A 15,090-nucleotide genomic window follows, 5' to 3' on the forward strand; every position below is an offset into this window, starting at 1 on the left:
ATCAATGTCCTGCGATGTTGATTTGCCAAAGGTCCTGCCAGTCCTGACGGCGTTCCAGATCGCTGGCGGCGCTTGCGGTGTTCCACACCATCATCTGGGGCAGGCGGTCGGTCAGGCCCGAAGGCTCGTCCGCTGGCAGGCCGATCGCGGGATCGGCGGGGATCTTGCCGTCCTTGGCCTGCAGGGCGATGCCTTCCTCGGTCAGCAGATAGTGGATGAACAGCTTGGCCGTGTTTGGGCTGGGCGTCCCCGAGGCGATCACCCCCAGCCCGGGATAGAGCCAGCCGGCGAAAGGCGCGATGCCGTCGCAGATCGCAAAGTCCAGCCCCGCGTCGCGGAATTTCGCAACCGACACCATGCCGAAGAAGGGGGCGTCCTGCGCCGCCCCGACCGCTTCGGCGACGCCGGTGGAATCGGCGACCAGCGGGGCGTTCGCGGCGAATGCCTCGACCCAGGCGGCGGTGGCGCTTTCCCCGTCGAAGGCCGTGCCGAACTGCGCGCGATAGGCGTCCGCCATCGCGGCGTCGTGGCTGGTTTCAAGCTGGTTGAACCAATCGGCATAGTTGGGCTTGTCCAGCGGGTCCATGATGGCGACGCGCCTTTGCCATTCGGGCGTCGTCAGTTCCCATACATTCGCCACGGGGCAGGCGTCATAGGCGGCCGAGTTATAGGCCCAGACATGCGGATCGGTGACGACGACAAGCGGATCGCGGGCGGCGTCCGGCAGGTCGATATCCTCGGGGGCCCAGCTTTGCACGATGCCCCTGTCCAGCAGGTCCGCGCCGATCACCGCCGCATCGGCGGCAAGCGAGACCGAGGTCTGGATGTTGCCCGCCTCATGCTCGCGGATCAGCAGGTCGGCCTGCGCCGCCTCGTTCACCTTGCGGCCCGTGACGTTCAGCCCGTATTTGGCGCTGAACGCCTCGGCCTGATCGACGATCTTGCCGGTGACGGCCAGGACGGTGGTCGGCGGCTCGCCCTTGGCGCCGTCGATCAGCGTTTGCAGGTCCTGTGCCTGCGCGGTCCCGGTCAGGGCAAGCGCGCAGACGGTGATGCCAAATCGTTTCATGTATCCCTCATGCATGGCAAAGCTGGGGCGTCCGTTGGAGACGGCTGCCGTTGATGTCGAAGTGGTGAAGGTGGTCCGGTGCGATCGACCACAGCACAGGCTGGCCCGCGCGCAGGTCGGGGCGGGTTTGGGTCGAATGCAGCAGCCGTTCGACCCCGACCGCCAGTTCCACCATCCAGCTGCCGCCCGTGGGCATGACCGACCGAACGGTGGCGGGCTGGCCGTGGCCAAGGCGGATATCCTCGGGGCGCAGGCCGATCAGGGGGGCGCCGCCAAGGCTGCGGCCCAGATCGCCCGCGCCGTCTATCATGTTGATCGGCGGGTTGCCGATGAACCGCGCAACGAAGCTGTTCGCGGGGCGGGCATAGATGTCGTCGGGGGTGCCGACCTGTTGCAGCAGCCCGTCCTTCATAACTGCGATGCGGGTGGCAAGGGTCATCGCCTCCCACTGGTCATGGGTGACGAAGACGATGGTGGTGCGGAACTCCTCGTGGATGCGGCGCAGCTCGGCCCGCATTTCAAGGCGCAGCGCGGCGTCGAGGTTCGACAGCGGCTCGTCCAGCAGCAGAACATCGGGGCGCACCGCCAGCATCCGCGCCAAGGCCACACGCTGCTGCTGCCCGCCCGAAAGCTGGCTGGGATAGCGGTCCGCGTATTTGGCGATGGACAGCTTTTCCATCACCTCGGCCACCTCGGCCCGCATCTGCGCGGCGGGGATCTTGCGCAGGCGCAGCCCGAACTCGATGTTCCGCGCCACGGTCATATGCGGCCAGAGGGCATAGCTTTGGAACACCAGCCCCAGCTTGCGCTTCTCCGGGCCGACGAACACACCCGTCGCGGGGCAATCGACCACGCGGTTCCCGATGGCGATGCGGCCCGCCGTTGCCGTCTCCAGCCCCGCCAGCATCCGCAGCATCGTCGTCTTGCCGCAGCCGGACGGGCCCAGCAGGCACATGAAATCGCCATCCTCGACCCGCAGGGTCACGCCGCCGACCGCCGCAGGGCCGCCATAGGATTTGGTGATGTCGGTCAGTTCGATTGCGGGCATGTCAGCCTCCGATCCCGTCGCCAAGGCCGGTGCGCGTCAGACGCTGCACAGCCCATGTGCCGCCCCAAGCGATCAGGGCGATGATCAGGACGACCGCATTGGCCGCCTGCGTGTAGTTGTAATCGACCAGCCGCAGCGAATAGGTCGCCAGCACGTCCGTCGCGGGCACCGCCAATATCACGAACAGGCTGACGCTCTTGATGCCCGCGACGAACGGCATCAGCACCCCGGCGACCAGCGCGCCCTTCTGGATCGGTGCCACGATGGACACCATGCGCCGCCACCAGCCCGCACCGGCGATGCGCGCGGCCTCCTCGGGCTCGCGGCCAAGCTGGGTCATCGCCGCGATGCCGGATCGCGAGGCGAAGGGCATCTGATCCGCGATCAGCGCCAGCATCAGAATCCACGGCGTGCCATACAGCGCCGGGATCGGCCCACGCTGCACCGCAAACAGCGACAGATAGGCGGCGGCAAAGGCGATCCCCGGCACCAGATAGGGCATGAACGCGATCTGCCGCAGGAACACCGACAGCGCCCGCCATTCGGTGCGCGTGACGACATAGCCGACCAGCAGCCCCAGCACTCCCGAGGCCAAAGCCGCCAGCCCCACGATCCGCAGACTGTTCCACGCCGCCGCCCAAAGGTCCGCCGACAGCAGCACCCCGTCGCGGAGCGCGATCGTGCCCAGATCGCGCCCGATCCAGTAATCCAGCGTGAAATTGCCCCAGTCCAGCCGCCCCGGCATATGCGTGATCGTGGACAGGGCCAGCACGCCCAGCGGAACCACGACGCCGACGGCAAAGAACCCGCCCGCGACGCCCGTCGCCAGATACCGCCCGCGCCCAAGGGCTCGCACCCGGTCCATCGCGCCCTTGCCGCCGATGGTCACGAAGCGGCGCGCCTCGCGCATCAGGTAAAGGTCGATGCAGATGGACATGACGCCGATCAGCATGATCGCCCCCGCCAGCACCGACGCCGCCCCGGTCTGCCGCGACGAGATCGCGCGGTAGAGAGAGGTCGAAAGCACATCGTATTGAACCGGCAGCCCAAGCACATAGGGCACCGCGAATTCGCCGATCGCATCGGCAAAGATCAGCACCGAGGCAGAGATCAGCGCAGGCCGGATCAGCGGCAGCACCACCTGCCACGCCACCGTCCCAGCCCCCGCGCCAAGGATGCGGGCGCAATCCTCAAGCTGGGCGTCCAGACGGCGCAGCGCATTCCCGACCAGCAGGATGACCATGGGGATATAGGTGATCGTCAGGATCAGAATGATCGGCACGCGACCGTAGGACAGCCAGTCGGGGGGCGAGAACCCAGCAGCCTCGGCCCAGCCGGGCTGGCCGCCGATGGTGCGGTTCTTGAACAGGGTCGTCCATGCCAGCGCAAAGGTCCAGCTTGGCAGCATGAACGGCACGATCAGCGCGGTCGAGAACCAGCGCCGCCCCCACATGTCCGTGCGGAACAGCAGCCACGCAAGAACCGAGCCGATCGTCAGCGATGCCGCCATGGCGCATACCGCCGTCACCAGCGTATTGGCCAGCGGTTGCCAGAACAGCAGTCGCGACATCGGCGACAGCAGAACCCGGTCGAGGTAGTAGAACGTCAGACCCCCGACCTCGGCCCCCGCGCGGCGTGCGTCGCCGACCTGCACGACGAACAGGTTCGCAAGGATCGACACGACGGGCGCAAGGATCAGACAGGCAAAGACGATCGCAAGACACAGCCCGATCGCATTGGTCGGATCTTGCGACAGGGTCGTCCATGCCCGGCGCAGAGGCGCCATCCGAAGGGGGGAGGAATAAGGTGTCTGCATGGCCGTCCCGTTGTGGTCCGGCGCTTGCTACGTGCGGTCTGTGACAGTCGCGCGACACTTTGCACGCATGTGCAACAAATATCGCGCGCCATTATAGGCAATCTTGCACGGCAGTGCATTCAGATGAGCGCGCGCCTCACCTTCCCCGATACCCATTCGCTGGCAATCACCGTGCCAAGGATGACAATGCAGATCATCAGCACCTGCGGCCATGCCAGCACGTTCAGGCTGGCCTGAAGCTGCATCCCGAGGCCGCCCGCGCCCACCAGCCCAAGGATCGCGCTTTCGCGGATGTTGATGTCCCAGCGGAACACGCTGATGCCAAGGAATGTCGGCAGCACCTGCGGCACGATGGCGTAGTGCAGCACCTGCGCGGGGCCGGCGCCGGTGGCGGTCACGGCCTCGATCTGCCGGACGTCGGTCTCCTCGATCGCCTCATACAGCAGTTTGCCGACGAAGCCGACCGACCGGAAGGCGATGGCGATGATCCCCGCCAGCAGCCCCGGCCCAAGGATCGACACCAGCAGCAGCGCCCAGATCAACGAGTTGATCGACCGCGACGCCACGATCAGCAAAAGCGCGGCCGGGCGCAGCACCAGCCGCGACGGCGTGGTGTTCGACGCGGCCAGAAACGCCAGCGGCACGGCCATGACGACACCCAGCAAGGTGCCAAGCGTCGCGATGTTCAGCGTGTCCCAAAGCGGCTGCCAAAGCTGCTCCATATAGCTCCACCGTGGGGGCCATGCGCGGCTGCCGATGTCGGCGGCGGCGCGGGGGGCGTCTTGGACGAACACCCACATCGTGCGTTCCGTCATCAGGCCCCAGCACCAGACGAACAGCGCGACCGTCGCGAACCAGAACCCCCACAGCGCAAGGCGGGCGCGGGGGGTGCGATGCTGCCAGTTCATTTCAGCCATCCCCGCATTCGGCTGGACGCATATTCCGATGCCATGACGATGGCGATGATGATCAGCAGGATCGCGCCCGCACTGCCATATTCATAACGCGACAACGAGGTGTCCAGCGTGCCGCCGATCCCCCCCGCGCCCACGATTCCGATCACCGCGCTTTCGCGAAAGTTGATGTCCAGCCGATACAGCGACAGCCCGATCAGGCGCGGCATCACCTGCGGCTGGACGCCATAGTTGATCAGTTGCCACCATGATGCACCCGTCGCGCGGATCGCCTCGGCCTGTTTGGCGTCGATCTCCTCGATATCGTCGGCAAGCAGCTTGCCGATGAAGCCGATGGTGGCGAAGGTCAGGGTCAGGAACCCCGCGAAGGCACCGAATCCGAACAGCGCGACGAAGAAGATCGCGACGATGATCTCCTGCAAGGATCGGCTGACGGCGATGATGCTGCGGCAGATCGCGTGCAGCCACCGCGGGGCGATGTTGCGCGCGGCCCCGATGCCGACCGGGATCGAAAGGGCGATCCCGGCAACTGTGGAGGTCAGCGTCATCGTCAGGCTTTCGACCAGCCCTTGACTGATGTCGCGCCAGCGGGTGGTGAAATCGGGCGTCAGGAATCCGGCGATGAACCGCTGGCCGCGCTCCATCCCCTCGGCCACGCGGGTCCAGTTCACATCGACGCTTTGCAGCGCCAGCGTCAGATAGACGAGCGCGCCAAGCGACAGGGCGATGCGCCAGAAGCGGGATTTGACGATCTGCGGCGGGCGGCGCCACGTGGTTGGATGGCTCATGCGGCGGCCTTGTGCATCGCCTTCCAATCCTCGGCCCCATAGATGCGGGTCAGCACATCGTCGGTCAGCGCGGAGGGCGCGCCGTCGAACACGACCCGCCCCGATTGCAGCCCGATGATGCGGTCGGTGAATTGCTGCGCCAGCACGACGTCATGGATGTTGATGATCGCGGGCAGACCGGATTCGCGGCAGATCTCGGTGATAAGCCGCATGATCTGGCGCGAGGTGCGCGGGTCGAGGCTGGCCGTCGGCTCGTCGATCAGCAGCAGCTCCGGCTCCTGCTCCAACGCGCGGGCGATGCCGACACGCTGGCGCTGGCCGCCCGACAGGGCGTCGGCGCGCTTGTCGGCATGGGCCGACAGCCCCACACGGTCCAGCAGCGCGAAGGCCCGCTGAATGTCCTGCGGCGGAAAACGACGCGTGAAACTGCGCCAGAACGGCACATAGCCAAGCCGCCCAGACAGCACGTTTTCCATCACCGTCAGCCGTTCGACCAGCGCATATTCCTGAAAGATCATGCCGATGCGGCGGCGGGCGCGGCGCAGATCGCGCGCGCCCAGACGCGTCACGTCCACATCGTTCAGCCGGACAGACCCCGATGACGGCTCCACCAGCCGGTTGACGCAGCGGATCAGCGTGGATTTGCCCGCGCCCGAAGGCCCGATCAGGCCGACGACCTGCCCCGCAGGCACGGTGAAACTTACATCCGACAGGGCCTTGTCGCCGGTCCGATAGGTCTTGGTGAGGTTCTCGACGCTCAGCATGGGTCTGTCGGGGGCGGCGCACCGCCCCCGCCTTTCGGATCAGGAACAGGTGTATTCGACGCCAAGCGCGGCATCGATCTCGCGGATGACCTTCCAGTCGTCCTTGAAGGTGATCGGCACGAAACGATCCTCGCCCTGCGCGGCGAATTCTTCTTTCAGCGCCGAGCCTTCCCAGTCGAAGCTGAAGAAGGCTTCCTTGATCTTGTCCTGCAATTCCGGCGTCAGGTTATGCGCCATGCCATAGCCGGTCGTCGGGAAGGTGTCGGATTTGAAGATCGTGACCAGCGCATCGCCGTCCACCGCATCCCGCGCGACCATCCGCTTCAGCACCGAGTTCGCAACCGCCGCCGCGTCGTAATCGGCATTCGCGACGCCAAGGATCGAATTGTCATGCGCGCCCGAGAAAGCCGGCGTGTAGTCGCGTTCCGCCGCCAGATCGAATTGCGACGTCAGCAGCGCCTGCGGTGCCTTGAACCCCGAGTTCGAGGTTTCCGACGTGAAGGCCAGCGTGCGGCCCTTGAGGTCCGCAACCTCGGCGATGCCGCTGTCCGGGTGGGTGATGATCTCCATCTCATACCCGAAGGTGCCGTCCTCGCGCGCCATCATGGCAAAGGGACGGAAGCCCGAGCAGGCGACGGCGATCGGGTTGCCGCCGGTGTTCACGCCCGCGATGTGCAGACGGCCCGCGCGCAGCGCCTCGTATTGCGCGGCGTTCGACTGGACCGGGAAGAATTCGACGTCCTTGCCCGTCACCTCGGCCAGATGGTCGAGGAACCCCTGCCAGACATCGACATAGACGGCCGGATCTTCGACCGGGGTATAGGCGAAGACCAGCGTTTCGGGATCGACCAGCTGCGCCGCATCGCTCGGGATGTCGGCGACCATGTCCCCATCGGCGTCGGTATAGCGCGCGTCGAGCGGGAAATCCTGGGCGAGGGCGGGCAGGGCGCAAAGCGCGGCAATGGAAACGGTGGCAAGAAAACGCATCGGCGGCTCCGGGATACGAGAACAGATGCGACCGCGTTAGGGGTGCCGTGTAACAATCGGATTACGGTTCCGCCCTCTGCGGCGCGCGCTGTTGTCGCATGCGGGGCGCTATTTCGGCCCCGCTGTTCTTTGCATCACGATCACCGCGGCGGCCCCAAGGGCCAGCAGGGCCAGCGCCACGCCCAGCACCGCCATGAAAGAGCTGTCGAAGGCCGCGCCCGCCGCCCCCATCAGCTGGCGGGCCGCGGTCGGCGCTGCGCTCGCGGCATGGTGCAGCGCCTCGTCTATGCCCTGCGCCGAGGGGCCGACGTCACCCGCCACCGGCGCAACATAGGACCGGGTATAGACGGCGGCGAGAATGCTGCCGAAGATCGTGACGCCCATCGTGCCGCCCAGCTCGTAGGACACCTCCTCGATCGAGGCGGCGGTGCCCGCGCTTTCCTTCGGGGCGTTGTGCAGGATCGCCGCCGAGGCCGTCGTCATCGTGATGCCCACGCCCGCCCCCACAAGCGCAAGCGCCGCGATCTGCACCGGAAGCGAATGGACGGCCATCATGTAGATGCCGACGCCCAGCGCAATGGCGATCATCCCGCCCGGCAGAAGCCGCCCGCTGCCGACCCGGCCGATGAAGCGGCCCGTGATCGGACCGGCGACGAAGGACGCAAGCGGAAGCGGCAAAAGCTGCAGCCCGGCCTCCAGCGGCGACATGCCCAGCACCAGCTGGAACCGCTGCGTCATGGCCAGCGACAGTCCCATCAACGCCGCCGCTGCGATCAGCGCGGCGATGACGGCACTGCTGAAGGCGGGGTTGGCGAAAACCTTCAGGTCCAGCATCGGATGGGCCGACCGCCGCTGCCCGCGGATGAACAGCGCGATGAAGCCCGCCCCGACCGCGGCCGCCGCAATCGCCATGGGAAGCGACGGCTCGGGCTTGGCGAACTCCTTCATCGCCAGCGTCGTCGCGACCAGACCGATCATGATCTGGACCGATCCGATCAGGCTGAACGGATGGTTGCCCTCCCCCTCGTGCCGCCCGACAACGAGGAAACCCGCAACGAAGGCCGCAAGAACGATCGGCACGTTTATCAGGAAGACCGATCCCCACCAGAAGAATTCCAAAAGGAAACCGCCAAGGATCGGGCCGAAGGCCGCACCGCCCGAGGCGACCGCCGCCCATACGCCGATGGCGAAGCTGCGTTCGTCGTCATCCTCGAACGTGTGGCGGATGATGGCAAGCGTCGCCGGCATCATCATCGCCGCCCCGATCGCCAACGCGACGCGCCCGGCGATCAGCACCTGCGGCACCGGCGCGAAAGCGGCAAGAAGCGAGGCGAGCCCGAAAACGATCAGCCCTGACAGGAACATCCGGCGCGATCCGAAACGGTCGCCCAGCGCACCCGAAGCGGGCAGAAGCCCGGCGACGGTCAGCGAATATGCGTTGACGATCCACAGCTTCTGGGACTGCGACGCCCCAAGCCCGGCGGTCAGCCGGGGCAGGGCGGTATACAGCACCGTCATGTCGATCACGATAAGAAGCAACGCGCTGGAGACCACTGCCAGCACCAGCCAACGCCTGTTCATGTCACGCCCCATTTTGCTGATTGCATTCATCACCGCTGCGATATAATTCCATACGTATGGAATGAAAAGGACGAAGATGGGGCGGCAGAAATCCATTGATCGCGATCACCTGCTGGATCTGGCCGAGGGGATCGTGCGCGAACATGGCGCATCCGCGCTGACCATCGACGCATTGGCCAAGGCGGCGGGCGTCACCAAGGGCGGTGTCCAATATACGTTCGCCAGCAAGGCCGCGCTGATCGACGCGATCTGCACGCGGTGGATGGCAAGCTATCAGGCGCTGTTCGACAAGCTGGTCGTGCCGGACCCGACGCCCGTCGATGTGATCCGCGCCCATGTCGGCGCCACGTTCCAAGATGCGCAGCCGGCCGAGACGAAGGCCGCATCGCTGATGACCGGATTGCTGCAATCGCCCGAGTTCATGGCGGCCACGCGAGAATGGTATGAGGGCCGCGCCAGCGATCTTGACCTGACCACCCCCGAAGGCCGCCGCGCCCGCCTTGCGTTCCTCGCGACGGAAGGGGCGTTCGCGCTTCGGTATCTCGGCCTGAAAGAGATCGCGCCGGATGACTGGTCGGGAATCTTCGACGACATCAAGACCTTCCTGCTTCCCAAGGAAGGGTCCTGACGTTACCGCGCGCCACGACGCTGTTCGCCGAAAGTCCTCGGCGCCCTTGGAAATGAGCGGCAACCACCGATCGCACGCCGCGGGGGCCGAGGTGCGGTCTTCAGGGCGAGACCAGCCTCAACTCCTCCATCAACGCGGGATCGAGGATGTTGATCTCCTCGGGCGGGGTGCGAAGCGCATGGGACATCAGACGCAGATCGACGCCCATCTCGGTCAGGTAGTCCATCACGCTGGCTTGCCCGCGCTGCACATCCTTCACCGCCATGAACGCCGGCAGGATCGTATTCTCGCCGAAGTAATGCTGGTGGACGCCGACGACGCCGCCCGCTGCGACGCTGCGCTCCGACCCGCCCGCCAGTATGTAGGGGCAGGCCGACAGGCAGACCGCGCCGTCCGCGACCTCGGTCGAAAAGCCCGCCGCCCGGATCGTGCGCCCGATGGCAAGTGCGTCCGACACCGACCCGCCGGAGCTGTCCAGTGTGACCAGCGTCTCTGGCGGTCGCTGCTGATCCAGCCATCCGGCAAAACGATCCGCATCGCCGGGGGCGATCTGGCCGGTGATGCGGATGGCCCCGTCCGCCGATGCGAATTCCAGCTTTTCCGGCATGGGCCGCATGGCGGGCGCACCCGGTGCTGCGGGGCGCAAGTCGGGGCGATAGGGCCGAACGCTCGGCCCCTGCGCGGGCGGGGCGAACAATCCCGGTGCGGCGTTCCCGGGTGATCCGCGCAGGTCCAGCGCGATGATCGCCGCGCTCAGCACCATCTGCGAGATGAACACGGCCCGGATCGCCCCCTGTGGGCTGGAAAGCCACGCCATCCTATTCCCCCGGACGGATCAAGGCGCGGGGGGGATCTGCGGGCGGATCGGGCTGGCGCAGCAGTTCCGCCGCCGCCAGTGCCGCGCGCAATTCGCCCACGGTCATGCGGTCGTCGGAATGCGTCTCGCCCCGTCCTGACCGGATCGCGGCCTGCACGACCATGATGATGAAGACCAGAACGGCGGGCAAAAGGTCGATGGCGATGGCCCCGGCCCAGGCGGGCACGAAATTCCCGGCATAGGCGATGACCGCATCCGCCGCCGACATCGGCTTGTAGATCGCCTCGGACGGCTGCGGTAGGGCCAGCACCTCGTTGGCCGCCGTGGTCAGGGTTTGCGCCCGCTGTTCGACCAGCGACAGCACCGAGGTGATGGTGCTGTTCTGCCCCGCCCGCATTTCGGCGGTGGACCCGTCCAGTTCCGGCAGCACGACGGCCTCGGCCAGATCCTGCGCCGCGCGGGCGACCAGCGGCGCGGGGTTCAACTGGCGAAGCTGGGTGATCAGGCCGGAAAGCTGCACCGCATCTTCGGAAAAACGCACCGTGCGATCCTCGATCCCGCCGGGCTGGACCGACAGGCTGCGCATCCGGGCAAGGATGGTGTTGCCTTGGGCGAAGGCCTGCTCGATCGGTTCGGCCACGCCCGTCATCTGGTCCTCCAGCGCCTGAAGCTCGGACCCTTTCTGCGTCAGCACGCGGAAGACCGCCCCCCGGCCGGAAAAGCCCGACAGCGTGCCGCCCGCCTCTTGCTCGGACAGATCCTCGAAGCTTTGCCGGACGCGGGCGACGTCGCGCGACAGCGATTGGCCCGCAACGGAATTGGCATGCGCCCGTTCAAGCGCGGCCTGATATTGCTGCACCGTGGTCGCCATATGCGTCTCGACCGCCGCGCCGCCCGCCAGTGCCGCCGCGTTCAGCCATGACGACATCGCCACGATGGCCACGCAGCCCAGCGCCATCGTCAGCAGAAGGCCCATGCGCGATGCTGCCGTCCGGACGGCGGGCAGCAGCCGCAGCATGTAGGACCAGAACACGAAGATCCCGACCGACACCGCGATCGAATAGGACAGCGCTGCAAAGGTCGTCCAGATCCCCGGATCATCCAGCAGAGTGCGCACGCCAAGATAGGTATAGATCCCGGACGCGGCCGCCAGCACGCCCAGCGCGCTGCTTGTGAAAGTGTCCAGCCAGTCCAGATGCCGTTCCAATTCGCGGGCGTAACGGTCGCCCGAACGATCCGCCGCCGGTAGGGTGTCGTTCATGGGCACTCCACGCAGGAAAAGGGGTAAGGTCCAGATATGGGGTTGAAACGCGCGCCGTCATCCCCCCGAACGCTCACAGTCCAGCGATGCCGAACGGCAAGACGAACCTTGACCGAAAGGGCGAGGGTGCTAGCCTTTCTGCATCCCAGCTTACGAGGCCAGGCATGACCCAGTTCATCGTCAATGGTCAGGACGTCACGCTCGATATCGACCCGGACATTCCTTTGCTTTGGGCATTGCGCGACGACCTGCATCTTACCGGAACCAAGTTCGGCTGCGGGGTCGCGCAATGCGGCGCCTGCACCGTCATGTTGAACGGGATGCCGCGAAGGTCCTGCGTAACACCCCTGTCGATGGTCGAAGGCAGCGAGGTCACGACAATCGAAGGCATGACCGGACCCGAGATCGAAGCCGTGAAGGCCGCATGGGTCGCGATCGACGTGCCGCAATGCGGCTGGTGCCAGTCGGGCCAGATCATGTCCGCCACCGCGCTTTTGCAGCAATCGGCCAGCGCGCCCACCGATGCCGAGATCGATGCGGCGATGGCCGGCAACGTCTGCCGCTGCGCCACCTATGTCCGTGTCCGCGCCGCCATCCACGACGCCGCCCGCACGCTGGAGCTTTGAGCCATGAGCAGCATGTTCGTCAAAGCCCTGCAACCTGCGCCGCTGCTTCTGCCTTCGCGGCGCATGGTGCTTGCGGGGGCGGCAGGGTTGACGCTGGCCTTCTTCATCGCGCCGCGCGGGCTGCGGGCGCAGGCACCGGCCCCCGTGATCGCGCCGAATGCGTTTCTACGGATCGGCGAGGACGATACCGTGACCGTGCTGTCGAAACATCTGGAGATGGGGCAGGGCCCGTATACCGGCCTTGCCACGCTGGTCGCCGAGGAGTTGGACGCGAGCTGGGACCAGATGCGGGCCGAAGGGGCGCCCGCGGATGACAGCCTCTATGCCAACCTCGCCTTCGGGGCGCAGGGGACGGGCGGTTCGACCGCGATGGCGAACAGCTGGACCCAGATGCGGATGGTCGGCGCAACCGCGCGGGCGATGCTGGTCGCCGCCGCCGCCGCCGAATGGGGCGTGCCGGAGGGTGAGATCGCGGTGGCCGAGGGCGTCATCTCGCACGGGGATCGCCGTTCGGGGTTCGGGGCGCTGGCGGATCGTGCCGCCACGATGCCGATGCCCGAAGCGCCGCGTTTGAAGGACCCATCCGCCTTCCGCCTGATCGGCACCGACCGGCCCAAGCTGGACACGGTGGCCAAGACCGACGGCACCGCGCAGTTCACCATGGACATCCACCGCGAGGGGATGCTGACCGTTCTGGTCGCCCGCCCGCCCGCCTTCGGCGCGACGCTGGTGTCGTTCGACGACGCGGCGGCGCTGGCCGTGCCCGGGGTGGAGATGGTGCGCCGGATCGGGGCAGGGGTCGCCGTCTATGCGCGGGGGACCTATGCCGCGCTCAAGGGCCGCCGCGCGCTGGACGTGACGTGGGATACGGCGGAGGCCGAACGTCGAAGCACGGCAGAGATCTTCGCCGACTTCAGCGCCGCTGCCCAGTCGGGCGGGCAGACGGTCGAGGAGGAAGGCGACATCGACGCAGGCTTCGCCGCCGCCACGCAGATCATCGAGGACGAGATACGCTTCCCCTATCTTGCCCATGCCCCGATGGAGCCGCTGGATGCCGTGATCGAGGTGAAGGACGGCAAGGCCGAGCTTTGGTACGGCTGCCAGTTCCCGACCTTCGACCGCCCCACCGCCGCCAAGGCGCTTGGTCTGCCCCCCGAGGATGTCCGCATCAACGTCATCCTTGCGGGCGGATCGTTCGGACGGCGCGCGCAGGGATCGGCCCATATCGCGCAGGAGATCGGCGAGATCGCGAAGGCCGCAGGCCGCGACGGTGCCTTCAAGATGCTGATGACGCGCGAAGATGACATCCACGGCGGATACTATCGCCCGCTGACCGTGCACCGTCTGCGGGCGGGCATCGACGATGCGGGCAACATCACCGCATGGACCAATTCCATCGCCAACCAGTCGATCATGACCGGCACCCCGATGGAGGCGATGATGCAGGGCGGCGTCGATCCCACGTCGTTCGAGGGGTCGAACGCGCTGCCCTATACCTTCGGATCGCGCAGGATCGGCTGGGCACAGATGCAAAGCCCGGTGCCGGTGCTGTGGTGGCGGTCGGTCGGGCATACCCACACGGCCTTTGCGGTCGAAAGCTTCCTTGATCGCGTGCTGGAGGCGGCGGGCAAGGACCCGCTGCAAGGGCGGCTCGACTTGCTGAAACCCGAAGCCACCCGCGAACGCGCCGTGCTGGAGACGGTGGGCCGAATGGCGGATTGGCAGGGGCCGCTGCGGGACGGGCGTGCCTATGGCGTCGCATGGGCCAAAAGCTTCGGCAGCTATGTCGCCCAGATCGTCGAGGTGGAGGAGCGGGACGGCCGCCCCCGCGCGACCCGCGTCTGGTGCGCCGTCGATTGCGGCATCGCGATCAACCCCAACATCATCCGCGCGCAGATGGAAGGCGGGATCGGCTATGCCCTCTCGACCGCGCTGTATTCCAAGGTTTCGCTGGGCACGGGCGGCGCGGTCGAGCAAAGCAACTTCCACGATTACCCCATGCTGCGCATCCACGAGATGCCAGCCGTCGAGGTCGAGATCATCCGATCTTCCGTCGATCCGACCGGGGTCGGAGAGCCGGGCGTGCCGCCTCTCGGCCCCGCGCTGGCGAACGCATGGCGCGCATTGACCGGGCAGGTGACGTCGGAACTGCCCTTCCCCATGCAAAGCAATGTCTGAGGGCGCGGCGATGAGGGTGATGATCCAAACGGCGGCACTGATGCTGGCGCTGCCCCTTGGCGCAGAGGAGCTTCGCGGGCCGGAGTTTTTCGAAAGCATCGCGGACCAGAACGAACGATCCGCCGCATTGTTCACCGAGATGGGCGCGGTCCTGACCCATCCGCGTTGCCTGAATTGCCACCCGGTCACCGGCGGCCCGACCCAAGGCGACGACATGCGTCCCCACTCGCCCCCGGTCATCCGTGGCGAGGCCGATTTCGGCGCGGCGGCGATGAACTGCAACACCTGCCATTCCGCCGATAACGTCGAGTTCGCCTCGGCCCCCGGCTCGATCCCCGGGCACGAGCCGTGGATGCTGGCCCCCGCGTCGATGGGCTGGCAGGGTCTGACGCTGGGCGAGATATGCGAGCAGATCAAGGACCCCGAACGCAACGGCGGCAAGACGCTGGAGGCGCTTTGGGAACATAACGCCCATGACGGTCTGGTCGGATGGGGCTGGCATCCCGGCGAAGGGCGCGAACCCGCGCCCGGCAGTCAGGAGTTGTTCGGCCAGTTGACGCGCGCCTGGATCGACACGGGAGCGATCTGCCCGGAGTGACCACATCCGTCAGAC

At 66.7% G+C, this 15,090-nt stretch carries 14 protein-coding genes; 4 read left to right on the forward strand and 10 right to left on the reverse strand.

Going from position 1 to position 15,090, the window contains the following annotated elements; genetic code table 11:
- Nucleotide 1: 1 nt before the first annotated feature.
- The 8 genes from E2K76_RS10505 to E2K76_RS10540 form a co-directional block, all read right to left on the reverse strand.
- The gene (locus tag E2K76_RS10505) at nt 2-1,069 is read right to left on the reverse strand and encodes an ABC transporter substrate-binding protein (RefSeq protein ID WP_136684261.1); all 1,068 of its coding nucleotides are present in this window, start codon (nt 1,067-1,069) and stop codon (nt 2-4) included.
- A gap of 7 nt (nt 1,070-1,076) precedes the next feature.
- A complete protein-coding gene (locus E2K76_RS10510) occupies nt 1,077-2,117 on the reverse strand; it encodes an ABC transporter ATP-binding protein (protein ID WP_136684262.1) in 1,041 nt (346 codons plus the stop codon).
- Nucleotide 2,118: 1 nt separating this feature from the next.
- The gene (locus E2K76_RS10515) at nt 2,119-3,933 is read right to left on the reverse strand and encodes an ABC transporter permease (protein ID WP_136684263.1); all 1,815 of its coding nucleotides are present in this window, start codon (nt 3,931-3,933) and stop codon (nt 2,119-2,121) included.
- Between the two features lie 119 nt (nt 3,934-4,052).
- The gene (gene phnE, locus E2K76_RS10520; RefSeq protein ID WP_169053267.1) at nt 4,053-4,841 is read right to left on the reverse strand and encodes a phosphonate ABC transporter, permease protein PhnE; all 789 of its coding nucleotides are present in this window, start codon (nt 4,839-4,841) and stop codon (nt 4,053-4,055) included.
- Entirely contained in the window at nt 4,838-5,635 is a 798-nt protein-coding gene (phnE, locus tag E2K76_RS10525; RefSeq protein ID WP_136684265.1) for a phosphonate ABC transporter, permease protein PhnE, read from the reverse strand. Before phnE (E2K76_RS10525) ends, phnE (E2K76_RS10520) begins: the two co-directional genes overlap by 4 nt.
- Nucleotides 5,632-6,399, reverse strand: coding sequence for a phosphonate ABC transporter ATP-binding protein (gene phnC / locus E2K76_RS10530; RefSeq protein ID WP_136684266.1), 768 nt, complete (start codon nt 6,397-6,399; stop codon nt 5,632-5,634). The genes phnE (E2K76_RS10525) and phnC overlap by 4 nt, the downstream gene beginning before the upstream one ends.
- A gap of 39 nt (nt 6,400-6,438) precedes the next feature.
- Nucleotides 6,439-7,386 carry a phosphate/phosphite/phosphonate ABC transporter substrate-binding protein gene (gene phnD, locus E2K76_RS10535; protein WP_136684267.1) on the reverse strand — a complete coding sequence of 316 codons (948 nt, stop codon included), beginning with the start codon at nt 7,384-7,386 and terminating at the stop codon, nt 6,439-6,441.
- A gap of 108 nt (nt 7,387-7,494) precedes the next feature.
- Nucleotides 7,495-8,967 (reverse strand): MFS transporter, encoded by a 1,473-nt coding sequence (locus E2K76_RS10540; protein ID WP_136684268.1) that lies wholly within the window; start codon nt 8,965-8,967, stop codon nt 7,495-7,497.
- A gap of 61 nt (nt 8,968-9,028) precedes the next feature.
- Between E2K76_RS10540 and E2K76_RS10545 the strand changes: the two genes are divergently transcribed.
- On the forward strand, nt 9,029-9,595 hold the full coding sequence (locus E2K76_RS10545) for a TetR/AcrR family transcriptional regulator (RefSeq protein ID WP_220432209.1): 567 nt from the start codon (nt 9,029-9,031) through the stop codon (nt 9,593-9,595).
- A 100-nt stretch (nt 9,596-9,695) separates the two neighbouring features.
- Here the strand turns inward: E2K76_RS10545 and E2K76_RS10550 are convergent, their stop codons facing one another.
- Nucleotides 9,696-10,412, reverse strand: a complete 717-nt coding sequence (locus E2K76_RS10550; protein WP_136684269.1) for a COG3904 family protein — start codon at nt 10,410-10,412, stop codon at nt 9,696-9,698.
- A 1-nt stretch (nt 10,413) separates the two neighbouring features.
- Complete coding sequence (locus E2K76_RS10555) at nt 10,414-11,673, reverse strand: hypothetical protein (RefSeq protein WP_136684270.1); 1,260 nt, start codon at nt 11,671-11,673, stop codon at nt 10,414-10,416.
- Between the two features lie 164 nt (nt 11,674-11,837).
- Between E2K76_RS10555 and E2K76_RS10560 the strand changes: the two genes are divergently transcribed.
- The 3 genes from E2K76_RS10560 to E2K76_RS10570 are packed head-to-tail and all read left to right on the forward strand — an operon-like array spanning nt 11,838 to nt 15,075.
- Entirely contained in the window at nt 11,838-12,299 is a 462-nt protein-coding gene (locus E2K76_RS10560) for a (2Fe-2S)-binding protein (protein WP_136684271.1), read from the forward strand.
- Between the two features lie 3 nt (nt 12,300-12,302).
- On the forward strand, nt 12,303-14,477 hold the full coding sequence (locus E2K76_RS10565) for a xanthine dehydrogenase family protein molybdopterin-binding subunit (RefSeq protein ID WP_246032939.1): 2,175 nt from the start codon (nt 12,303-12,305) through the stop codon (nt 14,475-14,477).
- 10 nt (nt 14,478-14,487) lie between these two features.
- Entirely contained in the window at nt 14,488-15,075 is a 588-nt protein-coding gene (locus E2K76_RS10570; RefSeq protein ID WP_136684272.1) for an Isoquinoline 1-oxidoreductase subunit, read from the forward strand.
- Nucleotides 15,076-15,090 lie beyond the last annotated feature (15 nt).

The sequence above is a fragment of the Falsirhodobacter xinxiangensis genome (assembly GCF_004959935.1).
GTDB classification, from domain to species: domain Bacteria; phylum Pseudomonadota; class Alphaproteobacteria; order Rhodobacterales; family Rhodobacteraceae; genus Falsirhodobacter; species Falsirhodobacter xinxiangensis.